The following is a 17,389-nucleotide window of genomic DNA, read 5'->3' on the forward strand; positions in this document are numbered from 1 at the left end:
GATGGGCATCGGAATCAAGCTGCTGCTCGCCGAGTTACTGATACTCGGCCTGCAGACCCTCCTCTACTTCGGCGTCGAGGCTTTTGAGGGCAAGCCGCACAATGTGGCAAAAAAAATAGACGGACACATTCCCTTTGTGCCCGCCTTTGTATACATCTATGTACTCTGGTTTCCGCTGATACTCCTGTTTCCGCTGGCGCTCTTTCAGGCGAATCCCATGGCCTATGCGCGCTACCAGACCGCGATTGTCGCAGACATCGCGCTGAGTCTCCTTTGTTACCTCGTCTACCCGACGAGCTTTGTGCGCCCCGAAGCGCCGGATACCCTTTCCGGCCGGGCCATGAAGCTCGTGTTCCGGGGGAGCTATAAGGGCTTAAACTGTGCGCCGAGCATGCACTGCTCCATGTGCTATCTCGTGCTGCACTTTGTCGGTTCCACCCCGGGACTGCCGCTCGCCGTCGCGGCGCTTGCGGCCCCGATTGCGCTCGGCATCGTAATCTCAACCCTCTTTACGAAGCAGCATGTCCTGATCGACGCGCTGACAGCGCTTCCGCTCGCGGCAGTCTGTATCCTGATCGGCAATCGCCTGCCGCTCACGGCGCTTCTTCACTGGATTCAGGGCGCTTAAGCTTGTCCGCGAAGGGGCGGTTTTTGGGCGCTGCCTCCGTCGCAGCGGGGGTAGAGAGCCCCTCGCTGTGGGCGCGGAGCATCTCTTCGCGGAGCTCGCTCGCCGAGAGGAGGAGAGCTCCCTGGCTCCGCACAATGATTTGTTCCACCCCGTCCGAGGTCGCGACCGTCACAATATCGCTTGCGGCATGGCGGCCGGAAAAGCTCTCGATATAGCTGTCCGCGGTCTGGGCGGTCTTTGTGTAGACGACAAAGAGATTGTGCCAGGGATAGCGCTCCTCCTTGTGATCTTTCCGCCGATAGGCGTCAAAGACCACAATCAGCGTAGTTCCGGTGAAGCCCTGGTAGTCGGAGAGAAGATCCAGGAGCGCGAGTCGCGCACTGTCGATGTTCTCCTCCGCGAGGGCGCGGAGCTCGGGAAAGGCAAAAATAATATTGTAGCCGTCGACCAAGAGGAAGTGCTTCCGCGGCGCGGCGGTTTTGAGCGCGCGATACGCGCGCTCTTTTGCCGCCTCGCTCGCCTCCCTTCGCTGCCTTTCCGGGCGCTTCTTGTCGCGCTGCCGGTTCTGATAAAAGGTGCGGTCCAAGATTGCATCGATTTCTTCCAAAGAGAGCGGAGCGCTCTCTTTTTTGGTGCGGATAGGAGCGTCTTCGGGAAGCGCTTCCTCTGCGGCGCTCATGTCGCGCCGGTAGGGGAGATGCATGTAGCGGGGGGCCTCCGCATAGGAGACCGTCTCACCGCTTCCGTGGCGGCAGAAGACCGAGTCCGCCGGAAAGGCAAGATCCGCCGCGGGATCGTAGCCCCGCGCGGCAATGACGCTCTCCGCATCCCGGCAGGGAAAAAAGCCCGCAAAGGAGAGGGAGAGCGAGCCCTCGCCTTTCGTAAAGCGGCGCAGTTCCGCGGCATAGTTTTGCATGGCGAGGACGGCAGCCTGTCCGTGGATTTCGGCCTCAGCCTCGGACTCTGCCGTGCCGAGCGTAAAGGTAGCGCCCATGCGGTCCAGATCGTTTAAGGCTCTGCCGAGCGAAGACGCGGGCAGGCGGAGCGAAAAGGCATAGTAGGGCTCCAGAAGGCAGGGGGCCGCGGAAAAGAGACCGGCGCGGAGCGCCCGTATGGCGGCCTGCCGAAAATCGCCGCCCTCGGTGTGCTTCTCGTGGGCCCGCCCCGCAATGAGGGTAATTTTAAGATCCGTGAGCGGTGCCCCGCTCAAAATCCCGGGAATTTCCTCTTCTTCCAAGGTGCGCAGCACCTGCTGCTGGTATTGGTTCGCGAGGAGCTCGGTGCCGAGCGCGCTCTCAACCTGCACGCCGGAGCCCGGTTCCAGGGGCTCGAGGAAGAGATGTACTTCCGCGTAGTGGCGGAGCGGCTCAAAATGGCCCGCGCCCTCGGCGCTCTTGGTGACGGTCTCGCGGTAGCTGACGCCCGCGGGTTCAAAGGAGACCGCGAGCGAAAAACGGCGTTCCAACAGTTCCGTGAGGATTTCCAGTTGCATTTCGCCCATCAGAGAGACCAGCAGGGTCTTGCCGCCGGCGTCGAGGGAAAAGCGGAGACTCGGCTCCTCCTCCTCGAGAGAACGGAGGCGGGGCAGCAGTTCCGTGAGCGAAGCGGATTCCGGTAAAATAAGGCGATAACGGAGCACCGGGGTCAAAATAGGCAACGTATGTTCTCCGCTCTCCGCCCCCAGTCCCATGCCCGCGCGGCTCTCCGTGAGCCCCGTTACGGCGACCACGCTGCCCGCGGGCGCCTCTTTTAAGAGGGAGTAGGAGCGCCCCGAGTAGAGGCGCAGCTGCTCGACCTTTTCGTCGAGCGGCGGGAGCGGCATCTTGGCGCTCAGGCTGCCCCCCGTGATTTTCAGGAAGCTTAGGCGCGCCCCCTTCTCGTCCGTGCCGATTTTAAAGACACGGGCCGAGAATGCCTCCGGGTAGACCGGCGGGACAAAGAGGCGGGAGATGCCGTCCAGGAGTTCCGTGATGCCCTCCGCACGGAGGGCGGAACCGAAGAAGCAGGGGGAAAAGCGCCGGGCCTTAAAAAGAGCCGCAATTTCCGCTTCGCTCGGCGGCGTGCCGTGCTCCAGATAGCGGTTTAGGAGTGTCTCGTCTAAGAGGGAGAGCTCCTCCGCGAGATCGGGGGTGTCTACCTTGCGGGAGAAGTCGATGAACTCGCCGTTAAGCCGCGTGCGGAGCGAAGAAAGCAGCGCCTCCCGGGTGCCGACCTGCCGGTCCGTCTTATTGAAAAAGACGAGGCAGGGGATGCGGTAGCGGCGAAGAAGCTGCCAGAGCGTAAGACTGTGTCCCTGTACGCCCTCGGCCGCGCTGATCACGAGAATCGCGAGGTCCAGAACCTGAAGGACGCGCTCGGCCTCCGGGGAGAAGTCCACATGTCCCGGGGTGTCGAGCAGAGTCACCGCGAGATCGCCGTATTCAAAATAGGCCTGTTTTGAAAAAATGGTGACCCCGCGGCGTTTCTCCGCGGGGTCGGTGTCCAGAAAGGCAGAGCCGTAGTCGACGCGCCCCGGCGCGCGGAGCGCACCGGAGGCGACGAGGAGGGCCTCGGAAAGCGTGGTTTTGCCGGCATCCACATGGGCCAGGATGCCGAGCGTCAGGCGGCGCATCAATTTTTGGTCAGGTGGAAGGCAAAGCCGCCGATCTCATCCGAAAGATAGAGGAAGGTGGTTCTGCCGGCAGCGTCCACCCGGCGGGTCGACTCGTCGAAGGAGAAGCCGCGCTGTCTTAAGTAGTACTCCGCGCGGTCCACATTGTCCGCGCCGATCGCAACGTGCCCCAGGCTTCCGCGGCCCATGAACTTCATGACCTCGACCGCGGTGCCGGTGAAGACCGAGAGTTCGGTGTCGTTATAGTCAAAGTCGAAGATCGAGCAGAGAAGCGTTGCCGTCTTCTTTGCCTCCGCCTCGTCCTTCGAGTTGATGCCCACGTGCTTGATGCGGAAGTTTAACATGGTCTTCACGGCCTCGCGGGTGCGCGCCGTGATTTTATCGAAGGCCTTCGCCTTGATATCGTCCTTGGTCGCAAGCCAGGTGCCGCCGCAGGCAAAGACCTGATCGAGAGCCAGATAGTTCCTGAGATTCTCGAGTTTCACGCCGCCGGTCGGCATGAAGAGAAGGTCGCGGTAGGGCGCGGAGAGCGCCTTTAACATGGGTGCGCCGCCGTTTTGCTCTGCCGGGAAGAACTTGACCGCCGAGAGACCGAGGGCCATGGCCTGCTCCATCTCGCCCGGGGTTGCGGTTCCGGGACACATCGGCACGCCCTTCGAGAGCACGTAGGAGACCAGCTCCGGCTGAAAGCCCGGGCTCACGATGAACTTTGCGCCCGCTTCGATGGCGGCGTCCGCCTGTGCCTTCGTGATGACCGTGCCCGCGCCGACCAAGAGCTCCGGCATCTCGCGGCTCAGGAGGCGAATCGCATCCGCCGCGGCAGCGGTCCGGAAGGTGACTTCGATTGCGGAGACCCCGCCCTTTTTGAGCGCGGCACCGAGCGGCAGCGCGTCGGCGGCATCTTCCAGCGCGACAACGGGGACAATTCCGATGCGGTACAGTTCCTTGATACATGCGTCCATTTTGCACATCCTCCTAAGCTAAGTCTGTATCATTTGCACTGAAATCAGTGTAGCATAAGTTAAGAGCATAGAAAAGTTTTCAAAAATGCGTTAAGATAGCGGTACATGTCTTGAACAGGGAGGAACTACGATGAAGGTAGTCATTCTGGCCGGCGGTTTCGGCACCAGAATCACGGAGGAAAGCTATTTAAGGCCCAAGCCCATGATTGAGATCGGCGGACAGCCCATACTCTGGCATATTATGAAATACTATTCCTCCTACGGTTTTCACGACTTTGTGATTTGCCTCGGCTACAAGCAGTATGTGGTCAAGGAATATTTTGCGGACTATTTCCTGCACACTTCGGATGTGACCTTCGATCTCGCGAACAACAGCATGGAGGTCTTACGGAAGCACGCGGAGCCCTGGAAGGTGACGCTGATCGACACCGGTCTGCACACCATGACCGGCGGCCGCGTGAAGCGCATTCGGGACTATGTCGGCGACGAGCCCTTCCTCCTGACTTACGGAGACGGCGTGTCGGATGTGGATCTCGATGCCTTGATTGCCTTCCACCGGGAGAAGAAGCGCATCGCGACTCTGACCATGGTGAACATAGGGCAGGCGAAGGGCGTGCTCGATGTCGGCGAGGGCGGCGAAATTCACTCCTTCCGCGAGAAGGATGACAGCGACGGCGCTGTGATCAACGGCGGCTTCATGGTCTGTGAGCCGGGCATTTTCGATTACATCGCGGGCGATGATACCGTGCTCGAGCAGGACCCGTTCCGGAAGCTCTGCAGCGACCGGGAGTTGGTGGGCTACTACCACCGGGGCTTCTGGCAGTGCATGGATACGCAGCGGGAAAAGAATAAGTTAGAAGAGCTCTGGGAGAGCGGAAACGCACCCTGGAAGCGATGGTAAGGAGAAACTTGCATGTTTGAAGATAAGACAGAAGCAGAGGCGCGTAAGGAGATACTGGCGCTCGTGGAAGAGTATGCGGAGCGCTACCGCGAGAAGAAAAAGCCCTTTCAGCCGGGCGACCGCATTTCCTACGCGTCCCGTGTCTACGACCACAAGGAGATGGTGAATGCGGCGGATGCCGTCTTGGAGTTCTGGCTGACCTCCGGTCGCTACAGCGATCTCTTTGAGAAGAAGCTCGGCGAGTACCTGGGTGTCCCCTATGTGTCGCTCGTGAACTCGGGTTCGAGTGCGAACCTCCTCGCCTTCATGGCGCTGACCTCCCCGAAGCTCGGCGAGCGTCGGGTGAAGCGGGGCGATGAGGTCATCACCGTGGCCTGCGGCTTCCCGACCACGGTCACGCCCATCATCCAGTACGGCGCGATTCCGGTCTTTGTGGATGTCTGCATTCCGCAGTACAACATCGATGTGACCAAGCTTGAGGCAGCGCTCTCCGAGAAGACCAAGGCTGTGATGATTGCGCACACGCTCGGCAACCCCTTTGACTTAAAGGCGGTGAAGCGCTTCTGCGATGCGCACGGCCTCTGGCTCATCGAGGACAACTGCGATGCGCTCGGCAGCCGCTATACCCTGGACGGCGAGACCCGCTTCACGGGAACCATAGGCGACATCGGCACCTCGAGCTTCTACCCGCCGCACCACATGACCATGGGTGAGGGCGGAGCGGTCTACACAAAGAACGTGGTCCTGCACAACATACTCCGCTCCATGCGCGACTGGGGCAGAGACTGCCGCTGCCCCTCGGGTGTGGACAACATCTGTCAGCACCGCTTCGACGGGCAGTACGGCGAACTTCCGCGGGGCTATGACCACAAGTACGTCTACTCGCACTTCGGCTATAATTTAAAGGTGACGGATTTGCAGGCGAGCATAGGCTGCGCACAGCTTGAGAAGTTCCCGCACTTTGTGGAGCGGCGCAAGGAGAACTTTAAGCGCCTCCGCGCGGCGCTCACACCCGCAGAGGACAAGCTGATTCTTCCGGAGCCCTGTGAGAATGCGGATCCGAGCTGGTTCGGCTTCCTCTTAACCTGCCGCGAGGGCGTGTCCCGCGAACAGCTGGTTCGCTTCATCGAGCAGAAGGGCGTGCAGACCCGCATGCTCTTTGCCGGCAACCTGACCAAGCACCCCTGCTTTGACGAGCTTCGGGCAAGCGGAGAGGGCTACCGCATTGTGGGAGAACTGAAGGAGACCGACCGCATCATGCGCGACACCTTCTGGGTCGGGGTTTATCCGGGCATGACGGCGGAGATGATAGACTATATGGCCTCGGTGATTCTGGAGGGGCTGAATCAATGATGAGAGCGAAGAAGGGCGGGATTTATCTCGCCCTGCACGCTTTGGTGCTCTTTTACAGCCTCTCGGCGCTCTGCTCGAAAAAAGCGGCCTCCTATCCGGTCGCGAGTCGGGGCTGGCTTCTGTTTTACGGGGCTGTCATTTTGATTTTGGGGCTCTATGCCGTGTTTTGGCAGCAGATCATCAAGCGCCTGCCGCTCTCGACCGCATATATGAATAAGGCGGCGACCGTCATCTGGGGGCTGATTTTCGGAAGTCTTTTTTTCGGGGAGCGGGTGAGCGCCCCGAAACTCTTCGGCGCGGCGCTGATTGTTGCCGGCATTGTGCTCTATGCGCTGCCGGAAGGGGAGGGAAGGCATGAATGACTTTCCCTTTTTGCACCTCGCGATTTTTCTCGGGGCGGTGCTGCTCGCAGCGCTCTCGCAGGTGCTCTTAAAAAAGGCGGCAATGCGGCAGTATGACAGCGTGTGGCGGGAGTACCTGAATCCGCAGGTTATCTTCGCCTACGCGCTCTTTTTTCTTGCGACTTTCATCGACGTGATTGCCTACCGGCGCATTCCCTTAAGTCTCGGCCCCATCCTGGAGGCGAGCGCCTATCTCTACATGTTGGTATTCGGCGCGTTCTTTTTCGGCGAGCGCGTCACGGCGCGAAAGCTGTTTGCGCTCGCGCTGATACTCGGCGGCATCGTCCTCTTCACGCTCGCGGGCTGAAGCAGGGCTTGCACCGTTTGAATCAAGGAGGAAAGTGAGACCATGCAGGAAAAATACGATTATCTCCTGGTCGGCGCGGGACTCTATTCCGCGGTCTTTGCCCATGCGGCGGAGCGCGCCGGAAAGAGCTGCCTCGTGCTGGAAAAACGCGCGCACATCGGCGGCAACATCCACTGCGATACGGTTGAGGGCATAGAGGTGCACCGCTACGGCGCGCACATCTTCCACACTTCGAACCCCGAGGTCTGGAACTTTGTGAACCGCTTTGTGACCATGAACCGCTTTACGAATTCGCCGGTCGCAAACTACAAGGGGGAGATGTATAACCTTCCCTTCAACATGAACACCTTTGCGCGCATGTGGAATATACGCACGCCCGAGGAGGCGCTTGCCATCCTGAACGAGCAGCGTGCGGAGATCAAGGGCGAGCCGAAAAATCTCGAGGAGCAGGCGATTTCGCTGGTCGGACGGGATGTCTACGAGAAGCTCATCAAGGGCTACACGGAGAAGCAGTGGGGGCAGGCCTGCACGGAACTCCCGGCCTTCATCATTCGCAGACTGCCGGTGCGCCTCACCTACGACAACAACTACTTTAACGACCGCTACCAGGGCATTCCGGAGGAGGGCTATGACACGCTGATTCAAAAGCTCTTCGGCAAGGCGGAGATTCTTCTGAACACGGACTATCTTGCGGACAAGGCGGGCTGGAACGCGCGCGCAAAGACCGTGGTCTACACCGGGCCGATCGACGCCTATTTCGACTATGAGCTCGGTGCGCTCGAGTACCGCTCGCTCCGCTTTGAGACCGAGACCCTTGACACGGAGAACTACCAGGGCTGCGCGGTCGTGAACTACACGGAGCGGGAAATTCCCTACACCCGCATCATCGAGCACAAGCACTTTGTCTTCGGCACCCAGCCGAAGACCGTGATCACCCGGGAGTACCCCTCGGACTGGAAGCCCGGCATGGAGCCCTACTACCCGGTGAACAACGAGAAGAACCAGGCGCGCTATGCCCTGTACCGGGAACGCGGCGAGCGCGAACCCGTGATTTTCGGCGGCCGTCTCGGCGAATACCGCTACTACGACATGGACAAGGTGATTGAGAGCGCAATGGAAAAGGCGCGCGCCTTGGGCCTTCCGGTGGGAGAAGAAGCATGATCATCACGAGAACCCCGTTTCGCATGTCCTTTTTCGGCGGCGGAACCGATATGCCCGAATTTTTCAGAGAGCACGGCGGCGCGGTGCTCTCGACTACCTTTGACAAGTACTGCTATGTCAATGTGCGCCACTTGCCGCCCTTTTTCGACTACAGCACGGAGCTCTCGTACTCGAAGCTGGAGCGCGTGACCCGGGTCGAAGACCTGGAGCACCCGGCGGTGCGGGAGGCCATGAAGTTCCTCGATATGCACGAACTGCGTTTAACCTACGAGGCGGATCTTCCGGCGCGCTCGGGACTCGGCACGAGCTCCAGTTTTGCGGTCGGGATGTTAAATGCCTTCTATGCGCTGAAGGGCAAGTACGCGGACAAGAAAAAACTCGCGGACGAGGCGATTTACCTGGAGCGCGAGCTCTGCCGGGAGGCGGGCGGCTGGCAGGACCAGATTGCGGCCTCCTTCGGCGGCCTCAATGTGATACGCTTTGACGCGGACGGCTACCGCGTGAGTCCCGTCATTGTGAGCGCGGAGCGGAAGCGCGCGCTGAACGAGAACCTCATGCTCTTTTTCACGGGCTTTTCGCGCTTCTCCTCGGACATACAGCAGGACACCAAGCGTGCCCTCTCGGATAAGACCGCGGTGCTCCGGGAAATGGGGGCCATGGTCGACGAGGCGGAGAAGATACTGCTCCACAAGGAGAGCGACTTAAACGAGTTTGGGCGCATGCTCGACGCGAGTTGGGCGTTAAAGCGCGGCGTGAGCACAAAGATCTCGACGGATTCGATCGATCGCCTCTATGCGGACGCAAAAAAAGCCGGCGCGCTCGGCGGGAAACTTCTCGGCGCGGGCGGCGGCGGCTTTCTCTTATTCTATGTGGAGAAGGACAAACAGGACGCGGTGCATGCGGCGCTCTCGTCCCTCCTCCATGTGCCGTTCAGCTTTGAGAACGGCGGCACGACGGTCATTTTCTATGAGCCGGAGAGCTATGTCGCAAAATAAAATACAGGCGGCTTATTCTCAGCCGAGGGCCACATCGAGCGCCATCATGAGGGTAAAGCCGAGCGCGAAGGAGAGCACACCGATGTCGGAGTGCTCTCCTTCCGACATTTCGGGGATCAACTCCTCGACGACCACGTAGAGCATGGCACCGGCCGCAAAGCTCAGGAGATAGGGCATGGCGGGAACCAGAAGTTCCGCCGCGGCAAACATGAGGAGGGCAGCAAGCGGTTCCACGATGCCGGAGAGCAGGCCGTAGAGGAAGGCGCGCGGCTTCGTGCTTCCCGCGGAGAGCAGCGGGAGCGAGATGATGGCTCCCTCGGGGAAGTTCTGAATTGCGATGCCGAGGGAGAGCGCGAGTGCGGCGCTTGCCGAGATGTGCGCGCTGCCGCTTAAGAAACCGGCAAAGACGATGCCGACCGCCATGCCCTCCGGGATGTTGTGGATGGTCACGGCAAGCAGCAGCATGGCGGTCTTTGAAATGCTACTCTTGCGTCCCTCGGCCTTCTCCGCGTGGAGGTGAAGGTGGGGAATCAGTTTGTCGAGGAGAAGCAAAAAGAGGGTGCCGATCCAAAGGCCTATGACGGCCGGGAGGAAGGAAAAGTGCCCGAACCCGCTCTCCTCGCTCTGCTCGAGCGCGGGGATCAAAAGACTCCAGATCGAAGCCGCGACCATGACGCCTGCGGCAAAGCCGGTGAGGGCGCGCTGAAGGTTGCGGCTCAGATTCTCCCGGAGAAAGAAGACGGCAGCGGCGCCGAGGGTGGTGCCGAGGAAGGGAATCAGTATCCCGATGAGGCTTTGTTGCAGCATAGCGGATATCCTTTCAAATCAAAAAAGAACATGTCCTTCAGCGCACGCCGTCGTCCGGAAGCGGGGCGATGAGGAGGCGCAGAATGCGGAGCAGGAAATAGAGACTCACAAAGAGGCCCGCCCCCTCCGCAATGACAATGGACCACCAGACATTCCGGAGTTCGCCGGTCGCGGCGAGAAGGTAGGCGGCGGGCAGAAGGAAGACAAGCTGACGGCCGATCGAAGCCGCCATGCTGTAAAAACCCTTGCCGAGCGCCTGAAAGGCGGAACTCGTGGAAATCGAGAAACCGACGAAGGGCAGGCAGAGGCCTATGATGCGAAAGGCCGGAATGCCGAGGGTCAGCATCTCCTCCGAGGCGTTGAAGAGCCGGAAAAAGAAGGCCGGCAGGAGTTCAAAGAGCAGCAGTCCCACAAGCATAAAGCCGAGCGCCGTCAGGGTCGAAAAGCGCAGGGTGTGCTCGATGCGGCGCTTATGGCCAGCACCGTAGTTATAGGCGAGTATGGGCACCGTGCCGTTGTTAAGGCCGTAGAGCGGCATGAAAATGAGGCTCGAGACCTTGAAGTAGACACCGAGTATGGCGGTCGCGGTGGAACTGAAACCGATCAGAATCCGGTTCATCGAATAGACCATGAAGGAACTCAGCGCCTGCATGATGGTCGAGGGAATGCCGACCGCGAGGATGCGAGCAAGGAGTTCGGGATGAAAGCCGAAGGACGAGAGTTTCAGGCTCACTTCCGGGTTTTTCCGCTGGTTTAAGCAAATCGCAATCAGCGCGGAGAGGCACTGGCCGAGCACGGTCGCGAGGGCCGCGCCGGCAATGCCGAGCTTCGGGAGACCGAAGAGGCCGAAAATCAGCACAGGGTCCATGACGATGTTAAAGACCGCGCCTGAGAGTTGCGACATCATAGAGAGCGTGGTGCGGCCGGTCGACTGCAGAAAGCGTTCGAAGGTAATTTCCATGAAGATGCCGAGCGAACCGCAGCAGACAATGCGCGTGTAGAGTACACCCTGGGAGAAGATGCTTGCATCGGCGGTCTGCGCGCGGAAAAAGGGGACGGCGAGAAAGAGGCCGGTCAGAACAAAGAGCAGGGTGAAGAAGAGCTCTAAGATGACGCCGCTCGCCGCAATCCGGTTGGCGCGCTGCGGCTTCTTTTCGCCGAGGGCGCGGGACAGCTGGGAGTTGATGCCGACACCGATGCCGGTGCTGAAGGCAATCATCAGCGACTGCAGCGGAAAGGCGAGGCTCACGGCTGCGAGTGCGTCCTCGCTGATCATGGAGACAAAGACAGAGTCCACAATGTTGTAGAGGGCCTGGACGATCATGGAGATCATCATGGGAACGGACATCGAGAAGATGAGTTTTCCGACCGGCATGGTGCCCATCTTATTCTCTGTTTGCGTCGCTTTAGTCGTTTCCATCGTGAAAACCTTCCTTTCCTGAGGATTTGAGTGCGAAAATGTCTATAGTTTAGCAGTATTGTAAGAATCGCGCAAGGCAGGAAAGCCTTAGGTATGTTATACTTTCCTTATCAAAGAAAATGCCGCGCACGCGGCGAAACGACAGGAGGTTGCACATGGCAGAAGTTGTGGCACTCGGAGAAGTGTTGATTGATTTTGCGCAAAAATCCAAAGATGTGGAAGGCTATCCTACCATGGCGGCACATGCGGGCGGCGCGCCGGCCAATTTTCTCGCGGCGCTCCGCAATCTCGGGCACAGCACGGCGATACTCGGAAAAGTCGGCGTGGATGCCTTCGGCGTGATGCTGCTCGGAACCTTGGAGCGCTGCGGCATTGATGTGAGCGGCCTCGTGCAGGACGAAGAGTGCTTTACGACCCTCGCTTTTGTGACCTTTAACCGAGAGGGTGACCGCGCCTTCAGTTTCGCCAGAAAGCCGGGCGCGGACACGCAGCTTCGCTTCGAGGAAATCAAGCTTTCGCTGATCGATCAGGCCAAGGCCTTCCACTTCGGCACGCTCTCGCTGACCGACGAGCCGGTGCGCTCGGCGACGCGGGCGGCGGTGGCCTATGCGAAGGCAAAGGGCAAGCTCATCACCTGCGATCCGAACCTCCGCCTGCCGCTTTGGAAAGAACCGGAGGATGCGAGACGGGAGATGCTCTGGGCACTCTCGCAGGCGGACATCGTAAAAATCAGCGACGAGGAGGTGGATTTCCTCTGGAGCTGCACGCCGGAGGAGGGCGCCGAGAAGCTCCTGAACGTCTACGGCGTGAAGCTCGCCATGGTGACGCTCGGGCCGAAGGGCTGCTATTTAAAGAGCCGGAGCGGCGCTTCCGCTTACTGCGCGGGGCCGCAGGTCTCGCCGATCGACACGACGGGCGCCGGTGATATTTTCGGCGGCACCGCACTCGCTTGCGTTCTGGAGAGCGGCAAGGATGTGTTGGAGCTCGATTCCGCGGCGCTTCAGGAAATCGGTACCTTCGCCTCGACCGCGGCGAGTCTATCGACCGAGCGCTCCGGCGGCATTGCGAGCATTCCGAGCCGCGAGGACATTGCGGCGCGGGTTGCAAGACTCGGACAGCAATAAATCCTTAAACCCACTTGACTTATATGTTTTAAGGGCGTAAGATAGCCGCATAGACAAAGACGAAAGGAAGGCTTACGCATGTCAAAGATTTATACTTCCGCAGATCAGTTAATCGGCGGCACTCCGCTCTTGGAACTTTCTCACATTGAGGCGAAGGAAGGCGTCAAGGCGCGCATTCTCGCAAAGCTCGAGTACCTGAACCCGGCGGGTTCGGTGAAGGACAGAATTGCCCGCGGCATGCTGGACGATGCCGAGGCGCGCGGCGTCCTGACCAAGGACTCGGTCATCATTGAGCCGACCTCCGGCAATACCGGCATAGGCCTTGCCTCGGTCGCGGCGGCGAGAGGCTACCGCATCATCATCGTGATGCCGGATACCATGAGTGTGGAGCGCAGAAATCTCATGAAGGCCTACGGCGCGGAACTTGTGCTGACCGAAGGCGCGAAGGGCATGAAGGGCGCAATGGCGAAGGCGGAGGAACTCGCGAAGGAGATTCCGCACAGCTTTATTCCGGGACAGTTCGTGAATCCGGCAAATCCGGCGGCACACGAGAAGACCACCGGTCCCGAGATTTGGGAGGACACGGACGGCGAAGTGGATTACTTTGTCTCCGGTGTCGGCACGGGCGGCACGCTGAGCGGTGTGGGCCGTTACCTCCGCAGCAAAAAGCCGGGCGTCAAGCTGATTGCCGTGGAGCCGGAGGCTTCTCCGGTGCTTTCGGGCGGACAGCCGGGCCCGCATAAGATTCAGGGCCTCGGTGCGGGTTTTGTGCCGGATACCCTGGACAAGGATATCTACGACGAGGTGATTCAGGTCTCGAACGAGGATGCCTTCCGTGTGGGCCGCGAGATCGGCAGAGCCGAGGGCGTGCTGACCGGCATCTCTTCCGGCGCGGCGCTGTATGCGGCCTTGCAGCTCGCAAAGCGCAAGGAGGCAGAGGGAAAGACCATCGTGGTGCTTCTGCCGGATTCCGGCGACCGCTATCTCTCTTCGCCGCTCTTCCAGGATTGATTCGAAATCGAAGTAAAGTAAAAGGAGTCGTGCTGCCTGTTTTTTGGCAGCACGGCTCCTTTTTGGCGTGACAAGAGGATAATGCCGGGGATTGTGCGTGATAGGACAAAAAGACAATGAGCTCTCTTTCGGAACGGTAAGACATTGGTTTGCGGCATACGGCGCGTAGATCGAAAAAACGCCCCCGCGACAGGAAGCGCGGAGGCGTGAGGGGGGCGTAGCTCTCAGATGACAAAGTCATTGCCGGCGAGATCGGGCGCGGCGAGATCCGCGAGCGTGTAGCCGTCAAAGAATTTGTTGACAAGACGATCCAGTTCCTGCCACATGGGCAGGGTGCGACAGGAGGCGGCGCGCTCGCAGGAGGCCTCTTCCTCGAGACAGGAGACCGGGGCTAAATTGCCCTCGGTGAGGCGCAGTATATTGCCGACCGTGTATTCCGCGGGGGCACGGTTTAAGCGGTAACCGCCGCCCTTCCCGCGCAGGGCATCGAGCAGGCCGTTTCTGACCAGCACTTTCACAATGGACTCCAGGTATTTTTCGGAGATCTGCTGCCGCTCGGCAATGTCTTTCAGGGGAATATAGGAAGCACCGACGTGCTCGGCAAGATCGATCATGACACGGAGCGCATAGCGACCACGGGTAGATATCATCATAAAAAGGCTCCTCTCGCTTCATTTCTCTTTAACATATAAACCCATACTACTACGGGGTTTAATGCTTTGCAAGCTGTTATTTGAACTTATCTTATGCTATACTGCCTGCAAATCCAGTAAAGGAGGCGTTTGCATGACAGCTTACAAGAGGATTTTGACCATTCAAGATATTTCCTGTGTGGGGCAGTGCTCGCTCACGGTGGCACAGCCCATCATCTCGGCCTGCGGCGTGGAGGCCTGCATTCTTCCTTCGGCTGTGCTCTCGAACCACACCGGTGCCGATTTCCACGGCTTTACCTTTCGCGATCTGACCGAGGACATGCCCGGCATTGCGGCGAAGTGGGAGCGGGAGAAGATATACTTCGATGCCGTCTACACCGGCTATTTGGGGAGCATACGACAGATTGCGCTGGTCAAAGATATGATGGAAAAGCTTTTGAACCCGGGCGGTCTCAAAATCGTGGATCCCGCGATGGCGGATAACGGTGCGCTCTACACAGGCTTTGACCTCGCGTTTGTGCGGGAGATGGCGGCGCTCTGCGCCGAGGCGGATTACATCCTCCCGAACTTAACGGAGGCCTGCCTCCTCACCGATACGCCCTATCACGAGGGACTTTGGGAGGAGAGCGAGGTGAAGGCAATTCTCAAAAAGCTCGCGGCCCTCGGCGCAAAACATGTGATTCTGAAGGGCATCTCCTACGAGGCGGGGCGCATCGGCAACGCGGTCTATGACTGCGCGCGCGGCGAGCTTCGCTATGATTTCACCCTGCGTGTGCCGCGGAGCAGCCACGGGACGGGAGACTGCTTTGCGGCGGCCTTTACCGGAGCCATGATGCGCGGAAAGAGCGCCTTTGAGGCGAGCAAGCTTGCCGCGCGCTTTGTGGTTGCGAGCATACGCGCGACCGAGGATGACAAAGAGCACTGGTACGGGGTAAAGTTCGAGCTTGCGCTTCCGCTGCTCACCGAGGCGCTCACCGTGCCGCTCTTTGAGCTGGACGGCAGCCGCATTGCGAGTCTCGAGGACTTCTATGCGGAGATAGACCGTGTGCTCACGGACGGAAGCGAGAAGACCGGTCACAATCTCTCCGCCCTCGATGACATCCTGCGGGGCGGCTTCGGAAAGCACGCTTACGGACAGCAGATACGCCTTCGCTGGAATCACTTTGAGGAAAGCGCGGAGGCACTCGGCGAGGCGACGGTATTCCGCTTGCTGCGTGTGATTTTAGACCGCGAGACCGGCCACGACTGCAAGCTGGAAATCTGAACCGAGAAAGGCGCAAGGCGCGGAAGGCAGAAAAAAAGAATGCAGGGCATATTGCCCTGCATTCTTTTTAATCTGCGAGAAATACTTCCGCGTGCTGCACGCCGAAGCTCAGCGTGGCGGAGTGGCTCTCCATGAAGATGTCGATGTGCTTTCCGACCACGCCGCCGCCGGTATCCTCGGCGACATAGACGGTGCCGTTGATGACCACGCGCGTGCCCTCCGGGATCACCGAGGGATCGGTTGCAATCGTGTGATTTTCCTGTGCGAGTCTGCCCGAACTGGTCATACGTCCCCAGCCCTTGGAGCACTCGTAGCAGGGGCAGTAAGCGGTGAGCTTAAAGACGCCGAGGCTTTTGCCGTTTTTGCCGCTCACCTTCGGGCTGCTCTTGGCGCTTGTGCTGTGGGTTCCCGCAGCGGTCGACTTACTTTGCTTGCCGCTCTTGGTACTCGCGGCCTTTTTCGCAGCTTCGCGGGATGCCGCTTCCGCGCGCTCACGCTCCTGTCTCGCGGCCTCTTCGGCGGCAAGGCGGGCTGCTTCGGCTTTGGCCTGTTCTTCCTTCTTCAGGTTTAACCAGGCGCGATCCTTTGCGGTTCTGGTCTCAATGAGCGCGTTTTGCGCGGCAACACAGGCATCATTGAGTACGGGCACATCGATCTGATCGCTCAGATTTTCATCGGCGTTTCGGACTGCGCCCATCACGCTGTTGGATGTGTCATAGAAAACTGCGCTCGCAGAGGGGGTGTCCGTCGGCGCGGCGGAGAGCAAAGTCCGGCTCTCGCCCGCGGCGGTCGTCTCTTCGGCCGGCTGAACGCTCTTTGACTCGCCCAGAGCACTGAGCGGCGCGAGGAGCATGAGCAGGACCAGAAGAAAGATGCACGCCCTCTGAATGGCTTTCATATGTTTGTGCATAGTACCGAATCCTCTTAAGAATTATGTAAGAATTACAGCTTTATTCTAAACGGAGGACCCCGTAACTGTCAATTAAATTCAAAATAGCGGGCATTTACTCGAGAATCAGAAAGACCTCGCGGTACTGAACGCCGTGGGCCCAGGCCTCGGAAGTGTTCGCGTAGTAGACGTCGACAACCTGGCCGCGGACGCCCGTGTCCTCGACGATATAGATGGTGTCGCTGCCCGCAAAGCGGATCTTGCTGCCGCGCGGCAGTACGGACCAGTCTGCGGCGACGGTGCGGCCTACCTGCGGTACCGAGCCGTCTGCGCTGCGCTCGCCGCGCGGATTCGTGAAACCGGTCGTCTTGAAGACACCGAGAGAAGTTTCGTTCCGGACCGCAGGGAGCGGTGCGGCGGTCTGTGCCTCTTCGCTCGGGGCCTGGATCACAGCGCTTGCGCTTTGAGCGGCGCTCTCGCTTTCCCGGCTGCTCGCGGCGGCATTGCTGCGGACCACGGCGGCAAAGCCGGGAACACTCGTTGAAACGGAAAGCAGTGCGCTGAGCGCAAGTATGCTTAATGTGGAATGAAGTCGCATGCGAAGTCTCCTTTCACGCGGAATGTTACAAAAATGTTACATATATATCTGCAATATAACACGGTCGGGCCGTTTCAGCAAGAAAAAGCTGGGAGACAGGAAGTGGCAAGGCAGAGAAGCCGGGTAAAATGACGTTTAAAAAGAGGGAGGCGGTGCACAAAACAGAGGCGGGCAAGGGAGCATTAGCGGTGCGTCAAGGGCTGCGGGAAGATAGCGGAAAAACTTTTTTTGATTTGCTTGACAAGAAAGAGCAAAGGGAATATAGTACCGATAGCAGGTGTTAGCACTCCAGGCGAATGAGTGC

General features: G+C 59.4%; 18 protein-coding genes. 11 read left to right on the forward strand and 7 right to left on the reverse strand.

Annotated features, from left to right (window positions below; all coding sequences use genetic code 11):
• Nucleotide 1 precedes the first annotated feature (1 nt).
• Nucleotides 2-628: a phosphatase PAP2 family protein gene (locus QU660_RS01600; RefSeq protein ID WP_304946600.1), complete on the forward strand. Its 627-nt coding sequence runs from the start codon at nt 2-4 to the stop codon at nt 626-628.
• Here the strand turns inward: QU660_RS01600 and QU660_RS01605 are convergent.
• Nucleotides 594-3,239, reverse strand: a complete 2,646-nt coding sequence (locus tag QU660_RS01605) for a translation factor GTPase family protein (RefSeq protein ID WP_304946601.1) — start codon at nt 3,237-3,239, stop codon at nt 594-596. The genes QU660_RS01600 and QU660_RS01605 overlap by 35 nt on opposite strands.
• Entirely contained in the window at nt 3,239-4,201 is a 963-nt protein-coding gene (gene eda / locus QU660_RS01610) for a bifunctional 4-hydroxy-2-oxoglutarate aldolase/2-dehydro-3-deoxy-phosphogluconate aldolase (protein ID WP_304946602.1), read from the reverse strand. Before eda ends, QU660_RS01605 begins: the two co-directional genes overlap by 1 nt.
• Before the next feature lie 130 nt (nt 4,202-4,331).
• On the opposite strand from eda, the gene rfbF reads away from it, so the two are divergent.
• The 6 genes from rfbF to QU660_RS01640 are packed head-to-tail and all read left to right on the forward strand — an operon-like array spanning nt 4,332 to nt 9,319.
• Entirely contained in the window at nt 4,332-5,102 is a 771-nt protein-coding gene (rfbF, locus tag QU660_RS01615) for a glucose-1-phosphate cytidylyltransferase (RefSeq protein WP_304946603.1), read from the forward strand.
• Between the two features lie 12 nt (nt 5,103-5,114).
• Nucleotides 5,115-6,455, forward strand: a complete 1,341-nt coding sequence (rfbH, locus tag QU660_RS01620; protein WP_304946604.1) for a lipopolysaccharide biosynthesis protein RfbH — start codon at nt 5,115-5,117, stop codon at nt 6,453-6,455.
• The gene (locus tag QU660_RS01625; RefSeq protein ID WP_304946605.1) at nt 6,452-6,817 is read left to right on the forward strand and encodes an EamA family transporter; all 366 of its coding nucleotides are present in this window, start codon (nt 6,452-6,454) and stop codon (nt 6,815-6,817) included. The genes rfbH and QU660_RS01625 overlap by 4 nt, the downstream gene beginning before the upstream one ends.
• Entirely contained in the window at nt 6,810-7,163 is a 354-nt protein-coding gene (locus tag QU660_RS01630) for a multidrug ABC transporter (protein ID WP_304946606.1), read from the forward strand. The genes QU660_RS01625 and QU660_RS01630 overlap by 8 nt, the downstream gene beginning before the upstream one ends.
• 42 nt (nt 7,164-7,205) lie before the next feature.
• Nucleotides 7,206-8,324, forward strand: a complete 1,119-nt coding sequence (gene glf, locus QU660_RS01635) for a UDP-galactopyranose mutase (RefSeq protein WP_304946607.1) — start codon at nt 7,206-7,208, stop codon at nt 8,322-8,324.
• Entirely contained in the window at nt 8,321-9,319 is a 999-nt protein-coding gene (locus tag QU660_RS01640) for a GHMP family kinase ATP-binding protein (RefSeq protein ID WP_304946608.1), read from the forward strand. Before glf ends, QU660_RS01640 begins: the two co-directional genes overlap by 4 nt.
• Nucleotides 9,320-9,337: 18 nt before the next feature.
• Here QU660_RS01640 and QU660_RS01645 read toward each other — a convergent pair whose 3' ends face one another.
• On the reverse strand, nt 9,338-10,126 hold the full coding sequence (locus tag QU660_RS01645; protein ID WP_304946609.1) for a ZIP family metal transporter: 789 nt from the start codon (nt 10,124-10,126) through the stop codon (nt 9,338-9,340).
• A 37-nt stretch (nt 10,127-10,163) separates the two neighbouring features.
• Nucleotides 10,164-11,546 (reverse strand): MATE family efflux transporter, encoded by a 1,383-nt coding sequence (locus tag QU660_RS01650; RefSeq protein WP_304946610.1) that lies wholly within the window; start codon nt 11,544-11,546, stop codon nt 10,164-10,166.
• A 155-nt stretch (nt 11,547-11,701) separates the two neighbouring features.
• On the opposite strand from QU660_RS01650, the gene QU660_RS01655 reads away from it, so the two are divergent.
• Nucleotides 11,702-12,670 (forward strand): carbohydrate kinase family protein, encoded by a 969-nt coding sequence (locus tag QU660_RS01655; protein WP_304946611.1) that lies wholly within the window; start codon nt 11,702-11,704, stop codon nt 12,668-12,670.
• Nucleotides 12,671-12,748: 78 nt separating this feature from the next.
• On the forward strand, nt 12,749-13,681 hold the full coding sequence (cysK, locus tag QU660_RS01660; protein WP_304946612.1) for a cysteine synthase A: 933 nt from the start codon (nt 12,749-12,751) through the stop codon (nt 13,679-13,681).
• A gap of 224 nt (nt 13,682-13,905) precedes the next feature.
• Here cysK and QU660_RS01665 read toward each other — a convergent pair whose 3' ends face one another.
• Nucleotides 13,906-14,334: an RrF2 family transcriptional regulator gene (locus QU660_RS01665; RefSeq protein ID WP_304946613.1), complete on the reverse strand. Its 429-nt coding sequence runs from the start codon at nt 14,332-14,334 to the stop codon at nt 13,906-13,908.
• Between the two features lie 133 nt (nt 14,335-14,467).
• Between QU660_RS01665 and QU660_RS01670 the strand changes: the two genes are divergently transcribed.
• Nucleotides 14,468-15,598, forward strand: coding sequence for a pyridoxamine kinase (locus QU660_RS01670; RefSeq protein ID WP_330693224.1), 1,131 nt, complete (start codon nt 14,468-14,470; stop codon nt 15,596-15,598).
• 67 nt (nt 15,599-15,665) lie between these two features.
• Here the strand turns inward: QU660_RS01670 and QU660_RS01680 are convergent, their stop codons facing one another.
• Nucleotides 15,666-16,496 (reverse strand): 3D domain-containing protein, encoded by an 831-nt coding sequence (locus QU660_RS01680; protein ID WP_304946614.1) that lies wholly within the window; start codon nt 16,494-16,496, stop codon nt 15,666-15,668.
• A 106-nt stretch (nt 16,497-16,602) separates the two neighbouring features.
• Complete coding sequence (locus tag QU660_RS01685; protein ID WP_304946615.1) at nt 16,603-17,085, reverse strand: 3D domain-containing protein; 483 nt, start codon at nt 17,083-17,085, stop codon at nt 16,603-16,605.
• Nucleotides 17,086-17,213: 128 nt separating this feature from the next.
• Here QU660_RS01685 and QU660_RS01690 point away from each other — a divergent pair, with 128 nt between their 5' ends.
• Nucleotides 17,214-17,369 (forward strand): hypothetical protein, encoded by a 156-nt coding sequence (locus QU660_RS01690; RefSeq protein ID WP_304946616.1) that lies wholly within the window; start codon nt 17,214-17,216, stop codon nt 17,367-17,369.
• Nucleotides 17,370-17,389: the final 20 nt, after the last annotated feature.

It is taken from the genome of Stomatobaculum sp. F0698 (assembly GCF_030644385.1).
Taxonomy (GTDB): Bacteria; Bacillota; Clostridia; order Lachnospirales; family Lachnospiraceae; genus Moryella.

Excerpts from the sequence above, each read along its gene's own strand:
- rfbH (WP_304946604.1), top strand. The coding sequence starts at position 5,115 with ATGTTTGAAGATAAGACAGAAGCAGAGGCGCGTAAGGAGATACTGGCG.
- QU660_RS01690 (WP_304946616.1), top strand. The coding sequence starts at position 17,214 with ATGACGTTTAAAAAGAGGGAGGCGGTGCACAAAACAGAGGCGGGCAAG.
- QU660_RS01665 (WP_304946613.1), bottom strand. The coding sequence starts at position 14,334 with ATGATGATATCTACCCGTGGTCGCTATGCGCTCCGTGTCATGATCGAT.
- glf (WP_304946607.1), top strand. The coding sequence starts at position 7,206 with ATGCAGGAAAAATACGATTATCTCCTGGTCGGCGCGGGACTCTATTCC.
- QU660_RS01625 (WP_304946605.1), top strand. The coding sequence starts at position 6,452 with ATGATGAGAGCGAAGAAGGGCGGGATTTATCTCGCCCTGCACGCTTTG.
- QU660_RS01650 (WP_304946610.1), bottom strand. The coding sequence starts at position 11,546 with ATGGAAACGACTAAAGCGACGCAAACAGAGAATAAGATGGGCACCATG.
- cysK (WP_304946612.1), top strand. The coding sequence starts at position 12,749 with ATGTCAAAGATTTATACTTCCGCAGATCAGTTAATCGGCGGCACTCCG.
- QU660_RS01685 (WP_304946615.1), bottom strand. The coding sequence starts at position 17,085 with ATGCGACTTCATTCCACATTAAGCATACTTGCGCTCAGCGCACTGCTT.
- QU660_RS01645 (WP_304946609.1), bottom strand. The coding sequence starts at position 10,126 with ATGCTGCAACAAAGCCTCATCGGGATACTGATTCCCTTCCTCGGCACC.
- rfbF (WP_304946603.1), top strand. The coding sequence starts at position 4,332 with ATGAAGGTAGTCATTCTGGCCGGCGGTTTCGGCACCAGAATCACGGAG.
- QU660_RS01655 (WP_304946611.1), top strand. The coding sequence starts at position 11,702 with ATGGCAGAAGTTGTGGCACTCGGAGAAGTGTTGATTGATTTTGCGCAA.
- QU660_RS01630 (WP_304946606.1), top strand. The coding sequence starts at position 6,810 with ATGAATGACTTTCCCTTTTTGCACCTCGCGATTTTTCTCGGGGCGGTG.
- eda (WP_304946602.1), bottom strand. The coding sequence starts at position 4,201 with ATGGACGCATGTATCAAGGAACTGTACCGCATCGGAATTGTCCCCGTT.
- QU660_RS01605 (WP_304946601.1), bottom strand. The coding sequence starts at position 3,239 with ATGCGCCGCCTGACGCTCGGCATCCTGGCCCATGTGGATGCCGGCAAA.
- QU660_RS01600 (WP_304946600.1), top strand. The coding sequence starts at position 2 with ATGGGCATCGGAATCAAGCTGCTGCTCGCCGAGTTACTGATACTCGGC.
- QU660_RS01640 (WP_304946608.1), top strand. The coding sequence starts at position 8,321 with ATGATCATCACGAGAACCCCGTTTCGCATGTCCTTTTTCGGCGGCGGA.
- QU660_RS01670 (WP_330693224.1), top strand. The coding sequence starts at position 14,468 with ATGACAGCTTACAAGAGGATTTTGACCATTCAAGATATTTCCTGTGTG.
- QU660_RS01680 (WP_304946614.1), bottom strand. The coding sequence starts at position 16,496 with ATGAAAGCCATTCAGAGGGCGTGCATCTTTCTTCTGGTCCTGCTCATG.